Here is a 17,389-nt window from a genome sequence, read left to right as displayed (position 1 = left end):
GGTGCACCGTGTTCATGGTTCTGTTCGGAACGGTCGTGATTGCCGGGATCGTTGGGTATCTGTCGGAAAAGACCGGTTTCACCCATAACGGGTACCTGCAATCCATCATCATCTGCGTGGGCGGGGCGTTTTTGTTCTATTTTGTGCGCATCATGTTCGGCTTCGGAATCGGCTCACCGGGCATGAACGCGATCCTGTCTTCGATCGGGGCGCTGATCATCGTGCCTACGCATTGGAGGAAATGAGTTGTCGGTCGTGGTGCTGATTGTCGTGGGGGCCGCCGCCGGGTTTCTGGCCACACGCCTGATGCGGATCGATGCCGATATTCCCACCACGATGTTCATCGGCATCGTGGGCGCATTGATCGGCGGATTTCTCCTGCGGTTTCTCACCACGGTGATGGGGGCACTAGCCGGATTTGTCGGTGCGGTGCTGGGCGCGCTTTTGGTCATCTGGCTTTGGCAGGTCTGGCGCAATCGGCGCTGAGCGCTATTGCCGCGGTGGTCGCGATTTGTAGACCGGCAATTGCCATCCGAACAGCAACGATCCGGCACGCAGACCCCAACAACTGGCGGCGCAGGCGGCCAGAACCACGATCTCGGGCAGGCCCTGCCAGTCAGACAGAACCGCAAGACACGCCCCGGCAAAGGCGCAGGAGACATAGAGCTGGCCCTGTTTCAGCACCAGCGGTAATTCATCATTCACCACGTCCCGCATCAGTCCGCCAAGGCATCCGGTGATCATGCCCATCAGCACGACAATCATCGGCGGCTGACCGAGTTGCAGCGCCACGCCCGATCCGGCGGCCACGGCGATCGAAAGCGCGAAACTGTCCAGCCAAACCAGCCAGTTATATCGGCTCTCAACCAGATGTGCGGTGAAAAAGACCAGCACCGCCGCACCCGTGGCGATCAGGATATAGGTGGGGTTTGCCACCCAAAACACCGGGTGGCGGTCAAGTAGCACGTCCCGTACCGTTCCGCCGCCCACTGCCGTCAGGCTGGCCATGAAGGCAAACCCCACCAAATCAAGCTGCGCCCGGCTCGCCACCAGCGCGCCCGTCAGTGCAAAGATCAGTACCGAGCCATAATCCAGCAGCGACAACAGCGTCATGCGTTGGCTTTTCCGGGTTTGAATGGCTTCATCCCCGCGCGTGCCAGTTCATCGGCGCGCTCGTTTTCGGGGTGGCCGGCATGGCCCTTGACCCATTCCCAGGTCACGTCATGGTGTCGCTGTGCCTCGTCCAGCCGTTGCCAGAGCTCGACATTCTTGACCGGTTTCTTGCTGGCGGTTTTCCAGCCATTGCGCTTCCAGCCGTGGATCCAGCCGGTGACACCATTCTTCACATAGGCGCTGTCGGTCACGATGGTGATTTTCGAAGCACGTTCCAGCGCCTCAAGCGCCGCGATCGCGGCCAGCAATTCCATCCGGTTGTTGGTGGTCAGAGCCTCGCCGCCTTTCAACTCGCGCTCCTTGACCACGACGTCGCCACGCATCGCCTGCATCAGCACACCCCAGCCGCCGGGGCCGGGATTGCCAGAACAGGCGCCATCGGTATAGGCAAAAAGCTCAGCCATGGGCGCGCACCACGATCCAGTCGGCCATTTTCCCATCCAACCCGGCAGAGGTCCCGAAATGCTGGTCGATCAAGGTGAAGCCGGCTTCGGTCATGCGATCCTCCAGCTCTTCTTGCGTGTAGTAGGTGTAATAGCGGCCCAACCTGTCGGGACCGGCGCCGGTGCCCAGCTTCATCCCGATATGGAACAACCCGCCGGGCTTCAACGCCTCTTTGATCGCCGCCAGATGTGTCGGGAAGGCGTCGCGGGATGCATGGAGCAGGCTGAAATTGGCCCAGACCCCGGCATAGAGGTCGCAGCCCTGAAGTTGCTCGAATGTGGCGAGTTTTGCGGTGACGCCGGGATTGGTGTCGGCCAACGCCACCATCTCTGCAGAGCCGTCCAGCGCATCGACCTTGTGGCCCGCTTTGGCCATCGCCGCCGCCGCGTCGCCGGGTCCGCAGCCCAGATCAAGCACAGAAGCCCCCTGCGGCAGGCGTGCGATGAAATCGTCCAGCAAGGGGTCGCTGGAATCACTGGTCAGATCAGCGTATTCGCCGGCTTTTTCGTTGTAGATACGAAGCGTGTCGTCACTCACAGGAACACTCCCACAGACAGGCAGGCAATCACGACCACCGTCAGCAGACTGCGCAACCGCATCCACCATGGCGGTGTCAGACCCCAGACAGAAAAGGCGGCGTCGAGGATCAGCAGCCCGGCAAAGCCGAAAATCAGGTTCATGCCTGCGCTGACCGGCCCGCCGCCGGTCATGAAAAACGCCCAGAGCGCGGGCAGGACCGACAGCGCATAGCCGGTCGCGGCGCGGCTGCCGGATGTCTTGGTGGCAAAGCCCCACAACACACCCGACATGAAGCTGAGGATCACCGAGCCGTAGAAAAGCTGCACGTAAGGCCCGACGAAACGCGGCCCCAGATGCTCCGCGCCCCAAGCCTGTAGCCCGCCATTCAGATAGGTGGCGGCGCCCCAGACAAAGGGAATCAGACCGGCAAGGCCCAGCAGCAGAGGCGCGGTCGGAATGCGGTTCATGCCGGGACGCGTAGAACGCGGGGGACTTTGAATTCCACGTTCTCGACGGCGGTTTCGACCATTTCGACCGTCACGTCATAGCGGGCGCGGAAGGCGTCGATTACCTCATTGACCAGCAGCTCGGGGGCCGAGGCACCTGCCGTGATGCCGACCGAGGTGATCCCCTCCAACGCGCGCCAGTCGATATGGTCGGCGCGCTGCACCAGCTGTGCATAGGCGCAGCCCGCCTTGGCGGCCACCTCGACCAGACGGCGCGAATTGGACGAGTTCGGCGCGCCCACCACCAGCAGCGCGTCAACCTTCGGGGCGACCTCTTTGACGGCCTCCTGCCGGTTGGTGGTGGCATAGCAGATGTCTTCCTTGTGCGGACCCACGATCAACGGAAACCGGGCCTGCAGGGCGGCGACAATGTCGCGCGTGTCATCTACCGACAGTGTGGTCTGAGTCACATAGGCCAGCCTGTCTGGATCGCGGACTACGACCTGCGCCACATCCTCGACCGTTTCGACCAGCAGCACTTGGCCCTCGGGCAGTTGCCCCATAGTGCCGATGGTTTCGGGGTGGCCCTTGTGGCCGATCATGATCATCTGCAATCCGCTATCGGCATGGCGCTGCGCCTCGATATGCACTTTCGAGACCAGTGGGCAGGTGGCGTCCACATAGACCATCTTGCGCTTTTCAGCCTCGGCAGGCACCGCCTTGGGCACGCCATGGGCCGAGAAGATCACCGGGCGGTCATCGGGGCAGTCTTCCAGTTCTTCAACGAACACCGCCCCTTTGGCCTTGAGGCCGTCCACCACGAATTTATTATGTACGATCTCGTGGCGCACATAGACCGGCGCGCCCCATTTTTCGATCGCCATCTCGACGATCTTGATGGCCCGGTCGACTCCGGCACAAAACCCGCGCGGGGCGGCCAGATAAAGGGTCAGGGGTGGGTTGGTCATCGCGGCATCTCCTTGCCGGGGACAGGTAAGGCTTTCGGAGGGGTTGGTCCAGCGCTTCGGGTGGGAATGTCACGAATCTGACATGCGCTAAAGGTAACAGGGTGGTATTTTCAGTACCTAACAAAAATGAAAGCGCGGTCCGGGGTAGCCCGGCCGCGCCTTTACTGTGCTTTCCGATTGACCCGTCAGGTCAGCTAGTGGCTGCGACCACGTTTCGGCTTTCCGCGGGCATCTCACGCGGAGGGCGGCCGATGACATCCTTCAGCTCTTCGAGCTCGATGAAGTTGTCGGCCTGGCGGCGCAGCTCGTCCGAGATCATCGGCGGCTGGCTGCGAATCGTCGAGACGACTGAGACACGTACGCCCTGACGTTGCAGGCTGGCCACCAGCGGGCGGAAATCCCCATCGCCCGAAAACAGCACGATATGATCGACGCGTGGCGCCAATTCCATGGCATCGACGGTCAGTTCGATATCCATGTTGCCCTTGACCTTCCGACGCCCCATGCTGTCGGTGTATTCTTTGGCTGGCTTGGTCACCATGGTGAAGCCGTTATAGTGTAGCCAGTCGACCAGTGGCCGTATCGGTGAGTATTCGTCATTCTCAAGCAGCGCGGTGTAATAAAACGCACGCAATAGCTTGCCCCGCCGCATGAATTCTTGGCGAAGCAATTTGTAGTCGATGTCAAAGCCCAAGGCTTTGGCCGCTGCATACAAATTGGACCCATCGATGAACAGCGCCAGCCGTTCGTCCTTATAAAACATAATTGTTCCTTCCGGTGTGTATCATCGCGCCAAATATTCCCGTGAGTGATCAAATGCGGCGGAATGATGGGCTTAAATGTAAGACAACTGTCATATATAGCAAGTAGAGCAGACATTAATTCCGAGGCCAAAAGTGACCGAAAACCGGTCAATTTCAGCCGTCGCGCTGGGCGCGAACCTGAAATTCCATGAAAATCCGCCCCAGGCGACGCTGAGCCACGCCATTGCGGCCCTCGCAACCAAGGGCGTGGTGATTCGTGCCATAAGCCGTTTTTTCACGACCCCATGCTTTCCCGCAGGCGCAGGACCGGATTACGTGAATGCCGCCATCCTGGTCGAAGCAGCGGATACGCCTCAGGAATTGCTGGGTTACCTGCATGAGGTCGAGGAATGTTTCGGGCGTCAGCGGGTGCAGCGCTGGGGGATGCGGACACTGGATATGGACCTGGTCCTGGCCGGTGACCGGGTCGAGCCGGATCTTGGGGTTTTTCGGTCCTGGAACGCGCTGGAGCCGCAGGAACAGGCGCACCGCGCACCTGATCGGCTGATTTTGCCGCATCCGCGCCTACAGGACCGCGCGTTTGTGCTGGTTCCGCTGGCCGATATTGCGCCGAATTGGCAGCATCCGGTGCTGGGGCAAACGGTGCGTGAGATGCTGGCGGTGCTGCCCGCGCAGGAGCGCGCCGCCGTGGTGCCGATCTGACCGCAGGCGCGCCCCATTTCCCGCTTGTCAACTGTTCTTTTAACGCTTAGATACAGCGCTTCTGATCTAGGTTGCACTGTGGAGGCCTCTAATGGCGCGCGTTACGGTTGAAGACTGCGTAGACAAAGTACCGAACCGGTTCGAACTGGTGATGCTGGCGGCGCACCGGGCGCGTGAGATTTCCGCCGGGGCGGGGATCACTGTGGACCGCGACAACGACAAGAACCCCGTCGTGTCGCTGCGCGAAATCGCTGACGAGACCCAAAGCGCCGACGAGCTGCGCGAGCGTCTGATCGAAAGCAACCAGACCCAGATCGAAGTGGACGAGCCGGAAGACGATCAGATGGCACTGCTGATGGGCGCCGAAACCGACAAGCCCGCCGAAGACGACATGTCCGAGGAAAAGCTGCTGCGCGCGCTGATGGAGGCCCAGGGCCAGGGCTGAACTTGCCGCCTGGAAGGATGCGGACCGGATGATTTCAGCAGACGACCTGATCGCGCTGGTCCGCAACTACAATCCCAAAACCAATGCTGATCGAATTTTCAGCGCCTATGAATTCGGTGGCGAAATGCATGAAGGGCAGGTCCGCCACTCGGGCGAGCCCTATTTTTCGCACCCTGTCGCTGTCGCCGCGATCCTGACCGAACAACGGCTGGATGACGCGACCATCATCACGGCGTTGCTGCACGACACGATCGAAGACACCAAGGCCAACTATGCGCAAGTGGCCGACCTGTTCGGCGACGAGGTGGCCAAGCTGGTCGACGGGGTAACCAAGCTGACCAATCTGCAGCTGACCAGCCTTGAGACCAAGCAAGCGGAAAACTTCCGTAAGCTGTTCATGGCGATGTCCAAGGATCTGCGGGTCATTCTGGTCAAGCTGGCGGATCGCTTGCACAACATGCGCACGATCAAAGCGATGCGTCCCGAAAAGCAGGTGATCAAGGCGCGCGAGACGATGGATATCTTCGCGCCGCTGGCGGGCCGCATGGGTATGCAGTGGATGCGTGAAGAGCTGGAAGACCTGGCCTTTCGCGTGTTGAACCCTGAAGGCCGCCAGTCGATCATCCGTCGTTTCATCATGCTGCAGCGTGAAACCGGCGACGTGATCCACCGTATCACCGGCGACATGCGGCATGAGTTGGAAAGGGCCGGGATCGAGGCCGAAGTGTTCGGCCGCGCCAAGAAACCCTATTCGATCTGGCGCAAGATGCAGGAGAAGGATCAGGGCTTCTCGCGGCTTTCGGACATTTACGGCTTCCGCATTATAACTGGCTCGGAAGAGGATTGTTATCGCACGCTGGGCGCAATCCACCAGCGTTGGCGGGCGGTGCCGGGACGGTTCAAGGACTATATCAGCCAGCCGAAATCCAACGGCTATCGTTCGATCCACACTACCGTCTCGGGCCGTGACGGCAAACGTGTCGAGGTGCAGATACGCACCCGCCAGATGCATGACGTGGCCGAAACCGGTGTTGCGGCGCATTGGTCCTATCGCGATGGCGTGCGATCGGAAAACCCGTTTGCGGTGGACCCGGCCAAGTGGATCGCCAACTTGACCGAACAGTTCGACAGCGAAGAGGATCACGAGGATTTCCTCGAAGCTGTCAAGCTCGAGATGTATTCCGACCAGGTCTTCTGCTTCACCCCCAAAGGCGATGTGGTGAAGCTGCCGCGCGGGGCCACGCCCATTGATTTTGCCTATGCCATTCATACGCGCATTGGCCATGCTTGTGTGGGGGCCAAGGTGGACGGGATCCGCGTGCCACTTTGGACGAGGCTCAAGAACGGCCAATCGGTCGATATCATCACTGCTGAAGGCCAGACTCCGCAGGTCAGCTGGCTTGAAATCGCGGTGACCGGCAAAGCGCGCACCGCGATCCGGCGCGCGCTGCGCGAGGTGGACCGGGAGCGGTTCATCAAACTGGGGCACGAACTGGCGCGTTCCGCCTTCGAGCATGTGGGCCGCAAGGTGACCGACAAGGTTTTAGACACGGCAGCGCGCCATCTGCGCTTCAAGGACCGCGGCGAGTTGCTGGCGAGGCTGGGCAGCGCAGAGCTTACCGGGCATGAACTGGTGCAGTCGGTCTATCCCGACCTTGCCCCCGACGAGGGCGATGCGATTTCGCCCCGGCGCGCTGTGATTGGTCTGGAACCGGGGCAGAGTTTTGAACGCGCTACCTGCTGTCAGCCGCTGCCGGGCGAGCGTATCCTCGGCATCACCTATCGCGGTAAGGGTGTGGTCGTGCATGCCATCGATTGCGAACGCCTCTCCGAGTTTGAGGAGCAGCCCGAGCGCTGGGTCGATCTACACTGGCACTCCGGCACACACCCGGCTGTCTACGGGGCGGGGCTGGATCTAACGATTGGCAATGATGCGGGTGTACTGGGGCGTATTTGCACATTGATCGGCGAGAAAAAAGCCAATATTTCAAACCTTGAATTTCTGGACCGCAAACCGGACTTTTATCGATTGATGATCAGTGTCGAAATCAGGGACCTGGAACAGCTGCATTCCCTGATGCTGATGCTGGAGGCCGAAAGCGATGTCGCTTCGGTCGAACGCTATCGGGAAAAGGCTCGAAAGCGGGTCGAGGCGGGATAAGGCCCGGACGGGCAAGGGAAAGGACGACACAGCGTGGTGTTCAAGCGCCGAGATCGCCGATCGCCCGTTCAGGTCGTCTCGGAATTCTTGTATCCGCGTGGCGGGTGGGCCCGCGCATTTCACTACGTGAAGCACCGGGTGCGGCGACTGCCGGATTCGCCTGAACGCATCGCGCGCGGGATCGGGGTGGGGGTGTTTGCCTCGTTCACGCCATTCTATGGGTTGCATTTCTTGGTTGCGGCGCTTGGCGCGCGCCTGATCAATGGCAATTTCTTGGCCTCGCTAAGCGGGACGTTCTTTGGCAACCCGCTGACCTATGTGCCGATCGGGGTCATCTCGCTTCAAAGCGGGCATTTCATACTGGGCACGAAATACAAGGAACGCGTCAGCAATTCCCTGCTTGAAAAATTCGCCGATGCTGGTCGCGACCTGTGGCGGAATTTCCTCGCCATGTTCAGCGACCGCCAGGCTCATTGGCATGGGCTTGAGGTTTTTTATGACGAGATATTTTATCCCTACATGATCGGTTGCGTCGCCCCCGGGCTGATTTTCGGGGTGGTCTGCTATTATCTCTCTGTGCCCCTTATCCGCGCCTACCAACAGCGCCGCCGCGCCAAAATCAAAGCCAAGTTCGAAGCGATCCGCAAAAAGGCCGAGGCAGAGGGTGACGCCATGCCACAATCGCGGCTAGTGTCCCCGGGAAAACCGAAAAAAGGCGACTGACATGTCTGACACTTATCTGCGGCTGGGCGTGAATATCGACCATGTGGCCACTGTGCGGAACGCGCGCGGCGGGGCTTATCCCGATCCGTTGCGTGCTGCGAAACTGGCCGAAGAGGCCGGTGCCGACGGCATCACTGCGCACCTGCGCGAGGATCGCCGCCACATCTCGGATACCGATATCGACGGGCTGATGGAGGTTTTGTCGGTGCCGCTGAATTTCGAGATGGCGGCCACCGACGAGATGCAGAAAATTGCCCTGCGCCACAAACCGCATGCGGTCTGCATCGTCCCTGAAAAGCGCGAGGAACGCACCACCGAAGGCGGGCTGGAAGTGGCCCGCGAGGAAAACAAGCTGGCCCATTTCATCGCACCCCTGCGCGACGTGGGCTGCCGCGTGTCGATCTTCATCGCCGCCGATCAGCGTCAAATTGAGGCGGCCCACCGCATTGGCGCCGAGGTGATCGAACTGCATACCGGCGCCTATTGCGACGCCCATGCCGAAGATCGCCCCATTGATGCCGCGCGCGAGCTGGAAGCTTTGCGCGAGATGTCCACTTTCGCCCATTCGCTGGGGTTGGAGGTCCATGCGGGCCACGGCCTGACCTACGACACGGTGCAACCCGTAGCCGCCTTCCCCGAAGTGCGCGAGTTGAACATCGGCCACTTCCTGATCGGCGAGGCGATCTTTCTGGGCCTCACTCCGGCGATTTCCGAGATGCGCCGCCTGATGGATGATGCGCGGGCATGATCGACCTGACATCCCTTGCCATCACCGCGCTTGCCTTCTTTGTTGTCGCCGTCTCGCCCGGACCCGCAAATATCTCAAACGCTGCGGTCGCGATGAGCTTTGGTCGAAGGACCAGTCTTGTCTATGGTACGGGATTGTCCTGCGGTCTGGTTTTCTGGGGATTGGTAGCGGCAAGCGGTATGGGTGCAGTTCTGCAAGGCTCACTCTATGTCCTGATAGTGCTCAAACTGCTTGGCGGCCTCTACCTGCTGTGGCTTGCCTGGCAATCGGGGCGGTCTGCCATGCGACCGGCTGCAGACAAGGTGCCGCTGCCGTCAAAGGGGCGATGGTTTTGGCGCGGGCTGATCCTTAACCTGTCCAATCCGAAATCGGTCATCGCATGGATGGCGGCTTTGTCCGTTGGTCTTGGTCCGGATGACGGATTGGCGTCGGTCGTAGCCGCGACAGTGGTCTGCATCGCTGCGGGATTTATCAACAATGTTCTCTATTCGCTGTTGTTTTCGGTCAGCGGCATGATGACTGGGTACCGCAGTTTCCGACGCTGGATCGACGGTGTCGTTGCCGGATTGTTCGCGCTTGCCGGTCTGGGCCTGATCAAATCGGCGTTTGCCAGATGAGGCGTCGCAGCAAAAACCTTCGCCCAATGGATGAGGCACCCGCATGATCACGCCGGCGTTTGTTGCTATCTGGTTCGCCTGGCTGATGGCGGGAGGCTCTCCGGGTCCGGCAACGATGGGCATTGCGGGCACGGCGATGAACGAAGGCCGCCGAGCTGGTTTGGCCTTTGCGCTGGGTATCTGTGCAGGCTCCGCCACATGGGGCATCGCCGCTGCGCTGGGTCTGTCGGCGATCATGCTGGCCAATGTCTGGGTGTTCGAGGTGATCCGTTATGTCGGCGTGGGCTATTTGGGCTGGCTAGCGCTGAAAGCGCTGCGCCGGGCGATGACGCCCGACGAGGTGGCGATGGGCAATCCGGTCTCCGGAACGCTGCCAACCATCTTTGCCAAGGGCGCGGCGATCCACCTGACCAACCCCAAGGCGATCCTCAGCTGGGGCTCGATCTATGCCATCGTCGCGCCCAACGATGCCAGCCTTGCGATGCTTCTGGGCTATTTCGGACTGCTCTACGCTGGCTCCCTGCTGATTTTCATCGGTTATGCGTTCCTATTCTCGTCGGCCCGCATGGTGCGCGCCTATCGCCGTGCCCGCCGCTGGTTTGATTTCGCCTTCGCCGGGTTCTTCGGGGTGGCCAGTTACAAGATCCTGACGGTAAGGCTGTCGTGATGGCCGCAGGAGTAGGACAGTGCGCGAGGCCAGTCGAGAGTGAGGGAACGTCATGAAAGCAGTCACTTACCGTAACTTTGGTGCGGCCGCTGACGTGCTGCAACTCGTCGACCTGCCTCATCCCGTCGCCGGGCCGGGCGAGGTACTGGTACGGGTGCGCGCGAGCGGAATTAACCCATCGGATGTAAAGCTGCGCGGAGGTGCGCGCCCCGGAGCGGTCATGCAGTTCCCAACCATCGTGCCGCATTCCGATGGCGCGGGCGTGATCGAAGCGGTCGGTCTAGGCGTTGATCCGGCCCGGGTCGGCGAGCGGGTTTGGATCTGGAACGGCCAATGGCAGCGCGCTTTCGGGACTGGGGCGGAATGTGTCGCTCTCCCCTCCGAGCAGGCCGTGTTCCTGCCAGACACAACCAGTTTTGCCGAGGGTGCCTGTTTCGGGATACCTGCGATGACGGCGTGGTACGCGCTCTATCGGGACGGCCTGATTGCCGGTCAGACGGTTCTGGTCACTGGCGGTGCTGGAACGGTCGGGCGCTATGCCTGCCAGATGGCGGCGCTGGGTGGCGCCCGGGTGATCACCACGGTCAGCTCTGATGCCAAGGCAGCGCATTCCGGCGCAACCGAGTGGGTCAACTACCGCACCCAGAACGTGACCGAGGCGGTGTTGGATATGACCGCGGGTGCGGGCGTCGACCGGATCGTCGAGGTGGATTTTGCCGCCAATCAGGACGCCTCGCTGGCGCTGATCCGTCCGGGTGGCACCATCGCAAGCTATGCGTCAGCTTCGCGGATGCGGCCAGAGCTCGACTTCTATGGTTTCATGTTCAAAGACATCCGGCTGCATATGTTGATTGTGTACCAGCTTTCCGGCGCGGCACGGCGTGCGGGCGAGGTTCAACTTACCCAATGGCTGAACCAAAACGCGCTGAGCCACGCCGTTGTGCGTGCGGGCACACTCGCGGATGCGGTTGCGGGCCATGAGATGGTCGAGGCGGGGCAAAAGCTGGGCACGGTGGTGCTGGAGGTGTGATGTGATCTTGGGCATCGGCACGGACCTCGCCAATATCGAGCGCATTCAAGGCACATTGGACCGGTTCGGCGACCGGTTCCGCAACCGTGTCTTTACCGAGATCGAACAGCGCAAGGCCGAGCGCCGCGCCGACACCGCTGGCACCTATGCCAAACGCTGGGCCGCGAAAGAGGCATGCTCCAAGGCGCTGGGCACGGGGTTGCGGATGGGTATTTCGTGGAAGGACATGGCGGTCAGCAACCTCAGGACCGGCCAGCCGGTGATGCAGGTGACCGGCTGGGCGGCCGAACGGTTGCGCGACATGACGCCCGTCGGGCACGAGGCGATCATCCATGTAACATTGACCGACGACCACCCCTGGGCGCAGGCCTTTGTGGTGATCGAGGCGCGGGTGCTGGATGGTGAGGGCGCGCCCTTGACTTACCCCGGCCCGCCCCGCATGTAGCGCGCGATCAGAATAAAATCGGAGAGCAGTATGGCCACCGAAGCCAAATCCGGAAATGCCGTCTGGGAGACGATCAAAACCATCGTCTTTGCCCTGCTCTTTGCGGGGATTTTCCGGACGCTGTTCTTTCAGCCATTCTGGATTCCGTCAGGGTCGATGAAAGAGACGCTGCTGATCGGTGATTTCTTGTTCGTGAACAAGATGGCCTATGGCTATTCCTACGCCTCCTGCCCGAACCTGCTGATGCCCGGGATAGGCATCAATATCGACGCCCAGAACATTTGCGGATTCATCGACGGCGACAACACCCGCGTCTTTGCCGGAGAGCCGAAACAGGGCGATGTGGCGGTCTTTCGTCATCCGACCTCGGGTCGGGATTTCATCAAACGCCTGATCGGGATGCCGGGCGACCGTATTCAGGTGCGGCAGGGCGTTCTGCATATCAACGAAACGCCCGTGGGTCTGAAGCCCGATGGCGTGTTCGAGGAAACATACGCGCCGCAAGGGCCGCAGGGCCTGCGCCCGCGCTGTGAAAACGGCCCCGTCGGGCTGGGTGGCATCTGCACCAAATCGCGCTTCATCGAAACGCTGCCCAATGGCGTGTCCTACACAATCCTGAATATAGGCAATCAGTCCTCAGACAATACCGGCGTCTATACGGTGCCTGAGGGACATTATTTCTTCATGGGCGACAACCGCGACAATTCCAGCGACTCGCGTTTGCCGGTTTCTGCGGGCGGCGTAGGTTTCGTGCCTTATGAGAACCTGATCGGTCGCGCGGATCGGGTCATGTTCTCGTCAGCTGGACGTTCGATGCTGTTCTTCTGGACCTGGCGCGGCGACCGTTTCTTCAAGAGGATCGATTGAAACTCTCGGCGGACCTGATCGCGTTTCAGGCGCGGATCGGCCATGAGTTCTCCCGGCCGGACCTGCTGGTGCGCGCGCTGACCCATGGTTCGATCTCGTCACCCACACGCGGCGACAACCAGCGGCTGGAGTTTCTGGGCGACCGGGTGCTGGGGCTCGTGATGGCGACCGCGCTGCTGGAAGAGGACAAGACCGCGACCGAAGGGCAACTGGCACCGCGTTTCAACGCGCTGGTGCGTAAGGAAACCTGTGCCGATGTGGCGCGCCAGATTGATCTGGGCACGGTGCTGAAACTGGGCCGATCCGAGATGAAATCTGGGGGTCGCCGCAAGCAGGCCCTGCTGGGCGACGCGATGGAGGCGGTGATAGCCGCCGTCTACAAGGATGCCGGATTTGAGGCAGCCTGCACCGTTATCCTGCGGCTTTGGGGCGAGCGTATCCATCAGGTCGAGGCAGATGCCCGCGACGCCAAGACCGCGCTGCAGGAATGGGCGCAGGCCCGCCGTCAGACGCCGCCATCTTACGTAGAAATCACGCGTTCGGGTCCCGATCACGCGCCTGTCTTCACCATCGCCGCTCGGTTGCAGGACGGGACAGAAGAGCACGCCACCGCCGGATCGAAACGGCAGGCCGAACAGATGGCGGCCAAGACCCTGCTGGACAAGCTGGAGCAAAATCAATGACCACACGCGCCGGATTCATCGCCTTGATCGGAGAGCCCAACGCGGGCAAGTCCACCCTGCTGAATCGCATGGTGGGGGCCAAGGTGTCCATCGTGACCCACAAGGTGCAGACCACCCGCGCCCGCATTCGCGGCGTGGCGATGGAGGGCGAGGCGCAGCTTGTCTTTGTCGACACGCCGGGCCTGTTCAAGCCGCGCCGCCGTTTGGATCGCGCCATGGTGGCGGCAGCCTGGGGCGGGGCGGCGGATGCTGATATCGTCGTGCTGCTGGTCGAGGCGCATCGCGGCGTCACCGAAGGGGTCGAGCGTATCCTCGAAGGCCTCGAAGAGATCGGGCAGGGTCGCAAGGTGGCGCTGGCGATCAACAAGATCGACAGGGTACAGCCCGGCCATCTGCTGGAACTCGCCAAGGACCTGAATGCGCGTTACGCATTTGCCGAAACCTTCATGATCTCGGCAGAGCGCGGCCATGGCGTTGAGGATCTGCGCAAATGGCTGGCCGGAGAACTGCCCGAAGGCCCGTGGCTTTATCCCGAGGATCAGATCGCCGACCTGCCCATGCGCATGATTGCCGCCGAGATGACGCGCGAGAAACTGACGCTGCGCCTGCATCAGGAATTGCCCTATCAGATGACCGTCGAAACCGAGAGCTGGCAGGAACGCAAGGACGGCTCGGCCCGGGTTGACCAGATCATCTATGTGATGCGCGACGGACATAAAGGCATCGTGCTGGGCAAGGGCGGCGAGACCATCAAGGCGGTTAGCCAGGCCGCGCGCGCAGAGCTTGAAGAGTTCCTGGATCGCAAGGTACACCTGTTTCTGCAGGTGAAAGTCCGGCCCAACTGGCTGGAGGAATCCGAGCGCTATTCCGAGATGGGTCTGGACTTCAAAGACGGCAATGCATGACCTGGCTGACGGCCGATTTCTGGGTCCATGCCTATCTGGCACGGCTGCGGTTTCAGGACATCCCCGCCTTTATCGTGGCCCACGGCGACGACACCGCAGGCGCGGTTCTGGTCAAGCTCAACACGCTGGATGGTCAGGCGACCGCCTTTCAGCGCAGTTTTGACCTGATGAGTGGCGAGCGCAAATGGGTCGAACTGTCCGGTGGCGCCGAGACTGACGTGGACGCCGCCATCCGACGCCAGCGCAGTTTTGATCCCGACCTCTGGGTGATCGAGGTCGAGGATCGTCAAGGGCGGCATCTGTTGGGGGAAGAGGGCTTGGAATAAAGGCCTGTCGCTCTGGGCAACACAGTTTTGCACTCTATTTCTGCTATGCGTTTTATCGTGCGTGGCGAAGTGTTATCCGCAACAGTGTTCCCATTCCTAAGAGCTTGGAATCCATGAAAACTCTCGTTCTGACCTGCCGCTTGGCTATTTTTCTTCTGGGCCTCACGGCGCTTCCTGCTGCCGCGCAACCGCGGCCAGGCTGGGTGTATCAAGTCGACGGCCTCGCAGCTTACCAGAGCGATGCGGGTTTGAGCGAGGGAGGAGAGTTTTCTGTGAGCCGTGCCTTTTTGCGGACCACGGCTCTGTATAATCTGGAAAGCGGCGCCTCTGTGGGAATGTCAGCCAGCTTTGGCAGGTTCGACTACAATTTCAGCCAGGCGGACAATCAACCGTGGGAGGACATCCGGGACATCCGTATTTCCGTGCCGGTGCGGTTTCTCGTTGGCGAAAGCGCGACCGTGTTTGTCTCACCGCAAGTCAGGTGGGATTATCAAAGCGGAGCTTCAGCCTCGGATGGGCGAACTTATGGGGTATTTGCCGGTGTTGCTTGGAAGCTGAGCGACAGCCTTACGATTGGTCCGGCATTTGGTGCGTTCTCACAACTTGAAGAGGGTGGAGCGGAGTTTTTTCCGGCCTTGCTGGTCGATTGGGACATCAATGATCGCTGGAACCTGAATACCGGTTCTGGCATCGGGGCAACGCAGGGGCCAGGTCTGACGCTCAGCTATGCGCTGAGCAAGACGATGACTCTGTCGCTGGCGGCACGGTCCGAGAGGATTCGGTTCCGGTTGGATGGGGACGGGCTTGCCCCTGATGGCGTAGGTGAGGACAAGAGCGTCCCCGTGGTCTTGTCCTTCGGCTATAATCCCAACCCCGGCGTGTCGCTGAACGTATTTGCGGGTGTGGAACTGGACGGCCGCCTGACTCTGGATGACCAGAACGGTACTGAACTCAGCCGCCAGAGCTATGACACGGCTCCGTTGATGGGGTTGGCGTTTCGAGTCAGGTTTTGATTGCATAAGTCGTTTGGCTCGCGTCTTTTTGACTTCATGAATCCAGCCGTGGACAGGAGGAGCACCGGTGGACTGGCGAGATCATGGCATCCTTCTGACTTCTCGCCGCCATGGCGAAACGGCCGCGATTATCGAGGTCTTTACTGAGGGCCATGGTCGCCATTCCGGTGTCGTGCGCGGCGGGACCAGCCGCAAGATCGCCCCGGTCCTGCAGCCGGGCGCGCAGCTTGATGTACTCTGGCGGGCGCGGCTCGAGGAGCATATCGGCACGTTTCAGGTCGAGCCTCTGCGCTCGCGTGCGGCGGCGGCGTTTTCGGGGCGGTTGGCGCTGGCCGGGTTGAATGCGGTGGTGGCTTTGTTGTCTTTCTGCCTCCCCGAGCGCGAGGCACATCCGGCGCTCTATACCCGCACTGAACAGCTGCTGGATCTGCTGGGACAGGACGAGATCTGGCCGCTGGCCTATCTGCGGTGGGAGATGGCCCTGCTTGACGAGCTGGGCTTCGGTCTTGACCTCAGCACCTGTGCCGTGACCGGCGCGCGCGAGGGGCTGATCTTTGTCTCGCCCAAATCGGGTCGCGCGGTGACCGCAGAGGGCGCCGGGGGCTGGGTCGACCGCATGTTGCCACTGCCTCCTTGCCTGCGTGGCGAAGGTCCCGCGCAAGACTCCGAGATCGCGCAGGCCTTTGCAACCACGGGTCATTTCCTTGAGAACCACCTTGCGCGCGGGCTGGGGCACAGACCTTTGCCCGAGGCGCGGGCCCGCTTCATCGAGGCATTCACTCGCCGGATCTGAAAACCATCTCATAGCCCTGTTCGTTGCGCAAGATCAGCACATCGCCCGACACCTCGGACTGGGTCATCGCCATCAGGGCCGCGAAATAGGTGCCTTCGGCCTCGAGTTCAGGGCAAGCCATCCTGGTTGCGCTCAGATCGGTCACCTCGAACCAGGGATAGGGCGAATCCGTCGTGCCGCTATAGCTGTTGCAGGGGGCCTTGCCTGCGATCTGCCCCGTTTCGGGAAAGGTCAGGGTGGTCGAGGCCGCCGCGGGCTCTCCGGCGATGCTTTCCAGAACCCAGGTTTCCTCCTCTGCACCATAGGCGGCCACGCTTTCGTCGGATTGACAATTGCCCAGGGCAATCAACGGAGTGAACAGAAACAGACGCAGCATGCGGAACCTCCTTGATGCGATCCCGGAGGTAAGCGTCCCCACCGTTCAGTGCAAGAGTGCAACGAAAAAGGCCCGCCAGATTGGCGGGCCTTGGTGTGTTCTGCGCCGGAAGGGGTCTTGCGCCGTCGCCTGCTTAACCCAGTTTTTCGGTCAGCTCGGGCACGGCCTGGAACAGGTCGGCAACCAGTCCGAAGTCCGCCACCTGGAAGATCGGCGCCTCTTCGTCCTTGTTGATCGCGACGATGATTTTGCTGTCCTTCATGCCGGCCAGATGCTGGATCGCGCCCGAGATGCCGACGGCGACATACAGATCGGGGGCGACAACCTTGCCGGTCTGACCCACTTGCCAGTCATTCGGGGCATAACCCGAGTCGACCGCCGCGCGCGAGGCGCCAACCGCGGCGCCCAGCTTGTCCGCGAGGCCCTCGATCAGTTTGAAGTCATCTTCCGAGCCAACGCCACGGCCACCCGAGACCACGACGCCCGCCGAAGTCAGTTCCGGACGATCGCTTTCGGCCACCTTGTCTTCGACCCATGAGCTGAGGCCGGGATCGGCGGCTGCCGACACGGTCTC

Annotated in this window: 25 protein-coding genes; 17 read left to right on the top strand and 8 right to left on the bottom strand. The window is 61.2% G+C overall.

Features of this window, described 5'->3' with window-relative positions:
- Positions 1 to 8 precede the first annotated feature (8 nt).
- Positions 9 to 245, top strand: coding sequence for a hypothetical protein (locus AB1E33_RS25190; RefSeq protein ID WP_372579992.1), 237 nt, complete (start codon positions 9 to 11; stop codon positions 243 to 245).
- A gap of 1 nt (position 246) precedes the next feature.
- Positions 247 to 486, top strand: a complete 240-nt coding sequence (locus AB1E33_RS25185; RefSeq protein ID WP_372579991.1) for a GlsB/YeaQ/YmgE family stress response membrane protein — start codon at positions 247 to 249, stop codon at positions 484 to 486.
- A gap of 3 nt (positions 487 to 489) precedes the next feature.
- Here AB1E33_RS25185 and AB1E33_RS25180 read toward each other — a convergent pair whose 3' ends face one another.
- The 6 genes from AB1E33_RS25180 to AB1E33_RS25155 form a co-directional block, all read right to left on the bottom strand.
- On the bottom strand, positions 490 to 1,113 hold the full coding sequence (locus AB1E33_RS25180) for a trimeric intracellular cation channel family protein (protein WP_372579990.1): 624 nt from the start codon (positions 1,111 to 1,113) through the stop codon (positions 490 to 492).
- A complete protein-coding gene (rnhA, locus tag AB1E33_RS25175; RefSeq protein ID WP_372579989.1) occupies positions 1,110 to 1,577 on the bottom strand; it encodes a ribonuclease HI in 468 nt (155 codons plus the stop codon). The genes AB1E33_RS25180 and rnhA overlap by 4 nt, the downstream gene beginning before the upstream one ends.
- A complete protein-coding gene (locus tag AB1E33_RS25170; protein WP_372579988.1) occupies positions 1,570 to 2,154 on the bottom strand; it encodes a class I SAM-dependent DNA methyltransferase in 585 nt (194 codons plus the stop codon). The genes rnhA and AB1E33_RS25170 overlap by 8 nt, the downstream gene beginning before the upstream one ends.
- Positions 2,151 to 2,603 carry a DUF3429 domain-containing protein gene (locus AB1E33_RS25165; protein ID WP_372579987.1) on the bottom strand — a complete coding sequence of 151 codons (453 nt, stop codon included), beginning with the start codon at positions 2,601 to 2,603 and terminating at the stop codon, positions 2,151 to 2,153. Before AB1E33_RS25165 ends, AB1E33_RS25170 begins: the two co-directional genes overlap by 4 nt.
- Positions 2,600 to 3,550: a 4-hydroxy-3-methylbut-2-enyl diphosphate reductase gene (ispH, locus tag AB1E33_RS25160; RefSeq protein ID WP_372579986.1), complete on the bottom strand. Its 951-nt coding sequence runs from the start codon at positions 3,548 to 3,550 to the stop codon at positions 2,600 to 2,602. Before ispH ends, AB1E33_RS25165 begins: the two co-directional genes overlap by 4 nt.
- A 190-nt stretch (positions 3,551 to 3,740) precedes the next feature.
- Entirely contained in the window at positions 3,741 to 4,313 is a 573-nt protein-coding gene (locus AB1E33_RS25155) for a LabA-like NYN domain-containing protein (RefSeq protein ID WP_249710646.1), read from the bottom strand.
- A gap of 133 nt (positions 4,314 to 4,446) precedes the next feature.
- Here AB1E33_RS25155 and folK point away from each other — a divergent pair, with 133 nt between their 5' ends.
- The 15 genes from folK (at position 4,447) to recO (ending at position 16,439) form a co-directional block, all read left to right on the top strand.
- A complete protein-coding gene (folK, locus tag AB1E33_RS25150; protein ID WP_372579985.1) occupies positions 4,447 to 5,016 on the top strand; it encodes a 2-amino-4-hydroxy-6-hydroxymethyldihydropteridine diphosphokinase in 570 nt (189 codons plus the stop codon).
- A 91-nt stretch (positions 5,017 to 5,107) separates the two neighbouring features.
- Positions 5,108 to 5,461 (top strand): DNA-directed RNA polymerase subunit omega, encoded by a 354-nt coding sequence (gene rpoZ / locus AB1E33_RS25145; RefSeq protein ID WP_249710648.1) that lies wholly within the window; start codon positions 5,108 to 5,110, stop codon positions 5,459 to 5,461.
- 28 nt (positions 5,462 to 5,489) lie between these two features.
- Positions 5,490 to 7,622: a RelA/SpoT family protein gene (locus AB1E33_RS25140; protein WP_372579984.1), complete on the top strand. Its 2,133-nt coding sequence runs from the start codon at positions 5,490 to 5,492 to the stop codon at positions 7,620 to 7,622.
- A gap of 33 nt (positions 7,623 to 7,655) precedes the next feature.
- Positions 7,656 to 8,345 (top strand): DUF2062 domain-containing protein, encoded by a 690-nt coding sequence (locus tag AB1E33_RS25135; protein WP_372579983.1) that lies wholly within the window; start codon positions 7,656 to 7,658, stop codon positions 8,343 to 8,345.
- 1 nt (position 8,346) lies between these two features.
- A complete protein-coding gene (locus AB1E33_RS25130; protein ID WP_372579982.1) occupies positions 8,347 to 9,093 on the top strand; it encodes a pyridoxine 5'-phosphate synthase in 747 nt (248 codons plus the stop codon).
- A complete protein-coding gene (locus AB1E33_RS25125; protein ID WP_372579981.1) occupies positions 9,090 to 9,710 on the top strand; it encodes a LysE family translocator in 621 nt (206 codons plus the stop codon). Before AB1E33_RS25130 ends, AB1E33_RS25125 begins: the two co-directional genes overlap by 4 nt.
- Positions 9,711 to 9,753: 43 nt before the next feature.
- Positions 9,754 to 10,377 carry a LysE family translocator gene (locus AB1E33_RS25120; RefSeq protein WP_372579980.1) on the top strand — a complete coding sequence of 208 codons (624 nt, stop codon included), beginning with the start codon at positions 9,754 to 9,756 and terminating at the stop codon, positions 10,375 to 10,377.
- Positions 10,378 to 10,429: 52 nt separating this feature from the next.
- Positions 10,430 to 11,407, top strand: coding sequence for an NADPH:quinone reductase (locus tag AB1E33_RS25115; RefSeq protein WP_372579979.1), 978 nt, complete (start codon positions 10,430 to 10,432; stop codon positions 11,405 to 11,407).
- A 1-nt stretch (position 11,408) separates the two neighbouring features.
- Positions 11,409 to 11,852 carry a holo-ACP synthase gene (gene acpS / locus AB1E33_RS25110; protein ID WP_372579978.1) on the top strand — a complete coding sequence of 148 codons (444 nt, stop codon included), beginning with the start codon at positions 11,409 to 11,411 and terminating at the stop codon, positions 11,850 to 11,852.
- 30 nt (positions 11,853 to 11,882) lie between these two features.
- Positions 11,883 to 12,719, top strand: coding sequence for a signal peptidase I (lepB, locus tag AB1E33_RS25105; RefSeq protein ID WP_372579977.1), 837 nt, complete (start codon positions 11,883 to 11,885; stop codon positions 12,717 to 12,719).
- Positions 12,716 to 13,402, top strand: coding sequence for a ribonuclease III (gene rnc / locus AB1E33_RS25100; RefSeq protein ID WP_372579976.1), 687 nt, complete (start codon positions 12,716 to 12,718; stop codon positions 13,400 to 13,402). Before lepB ends, rnc begins: the two co-directional genes overlap by 4 nt.
- Positions 13,399 to 14,307, top strand: coding sequence for a GTPase Era (gene era / locus AB1E33_RS25095; protein ID WP_372579975.1), 909 nt, complete (start codon positions 13,399 to 13,401; stop codon positions 14,305 to 14,307). The genes rnc and era overlap by 4 nt, the downstream gene beginning before the upstream one ends.
- Positions 14,304 to 14,633, top strand: a complete 330-nt coding sequence (locus AB1E33_RS25090; protein WP_372579974.1) for a DUF1491 family protein — start codon at positions 14,304 to 14,306, stop codon at positions 14,631 to 14,633. Before era ends, AB1E33_RS25090 begins: the two co-directional genes overlap by 4 nt.
- A gap of 272 nt (positions 14,634 to 14,905) precedes the next feature.
- Positions 14,906 to 15,646, top strand: a complete 741-nt coding sequence (locus tag AB1E33_RS25085; protein ID WP_372579973.1) for a DUF6268 family outer membrane beta-barrel protein — start codon at positions 14,906 to 14,908, stop codon at positions 15,644 to 15,646.
- Positions 15,647 to 15,713: 67 nt separating this feature from the next.
- The gene (gene recO, locus AB1E33_RS25080; RefSeq protein ID WP_372579972.1) at positions 15,714 to 16,439 is read left to right on the top strand and encodes a DNA repair protein RecO; all 726 of its coding nucleotides are present in this window, start codon (positions 15,714 to 15,716) and stop codon (positions 16,437 to 16,439) included.
- Here the strand turns inward: recO and AB1E33_RS25075 are convergent.
- Together AB1E33_RS25075 and AB1E33_RS25070 are read right to left on the bottom strand one after the other, a co-directional pair.
- Positions 16,423 to 16,815, bottom strand: a complete 393-nt coding sequence (locus tag AB1E33_RS25075) for an META domain-containing protein (RefSeq protein ID WP_372579971.1) — start codon at positions 16,813 to 16,815, stop codon at positions 16,423 to 16,425. The two genes, recO and AB1E33_RS25075, sit on opposite strands and share 17 nt — an antisense overlap.
- 133 nt (positions 16,816 to 16,948) lie before the next feature.
- Positions 16,949 to 17,389 (bottom strand): electron transfer flavoprotein subunit alpha/FixB family protein (locus AB1E33_RS25070; RefSeq protein WP_372579970.1); only part of this gene is annotated, 441 nt, incomplete at its 5' end.

This window comes from Ruegeria hyattellae (assembly GCF_041537925.1).
Classification (GTDB): domain Bacteria; phylum Pseudomonadota; class Alphaproteobacteria; order Rhodobacterales; family Rhodobacteraceae; genus Ruegeria_C.
Note: the sequence above shows the minus strand (reverse complement) of the source record. Positions and strands in the feature narration are given on the sequence as shown.

Coding starts and splice junctions, on each gene's coding strand:
- AB1E33_RS25180 (WP_372579990.1), bottom strand. CDS start 1,113: ATGACGCTGTTGTCGCTGCTGGATTATGGCTCGGTACTGATCTTTGCA.
- rnhA (WP_372579989.1), bottom strand. CDS start 1,577: ATGGCTGAGCTTTTTGCCTATACCGATGGCGCCTGTTCTGGCAATCCC.
- AB1E33_RS25165 (WP_372579987.1), bottom strand. CDS start 2,603: ATGAACCGCATTCCGACCGCGCCTCTGCTGCTGGGCCTTGCCGGTCTG.
- ispH (WP_372579986.1), bottom strand. CDS start 3,550: ATGACCAACCCACCCCTGACCCTTTATCTGGCCGCCCCGCGCGGGTTT.
- AB1E33_RS25155 (WP_249710646.1), bottom strand. CDS start 4,313: ATGTTTTATAAGGACGAACGGCTGGCGCTGTTCATCGATGGGTCCAAT.
- rpoZ (WP_249710648.1), top strand. CDS start 5,108: ATGGCGCGCGTTACGGTTGAAGACTGCGTAGACAAAGTACCGAACCGG.
- AB1E33_RS25140 (WP_372579984.1), top strand. CDS start 5,490: ATGATTTCAGCAGACGACCTGATCGCGCTGGTCCGCAACTACAATCCC.
- AB1E33_RS25130 (WP_372579982.1), top strand. CDS start 8,347: ATGTCTGACACTTATCTGCGGCTGGGCGTGAATATCGACCATGTGGCC.
- AB1E33_RS25125 (WP_372579981.1), top strand. CDS start 9,090: ATGATCGACCTGACATCCCTTGCCATCACCGCGCTTGCCTTCTTTGTT.
- AB1E33_RS25120 (WP_372579980.1), top strand. CDS start 9,754: ATGATCACGCCGGCGTTTGTTGCTATCTGGTTCGCCTGGCTGATGGCG.
- AB1E33_RS25115 (WP_372579979.1), top strand. CDS start 10,430: ATGAAAGCAGTCACTTACCGTAACTTTGGTGCGGCCGCTGACGTGCTG.
- lepB (WP_372579977.1), top strand. CDS start 11,883: ATGGCCACCGAAGCCAAATCCGGAAATGCCGTCTGGGAGACGATCAAA.
- era (WP_372579975.1), top strand. CDS start 13,399: ATGACCACACGCGCCGGATTCATCGCCTTGATCGGAGAGCCCAACGCG.
- AB1E33_RS25090 (WP_372579974.1), top strand. CDS start 14,304: ATGACCTGGCTGACGGCCGATTTCTGGGTCCATGCCTATCTGGCACGG.
- AB1E33_RS25075 (WP_372579971.1), bottom strand. CDS start 16,815: ATGCTGCGTCTGTTTCTGTTCACTCCGTTGATTGCCCTGGGCAATTGT.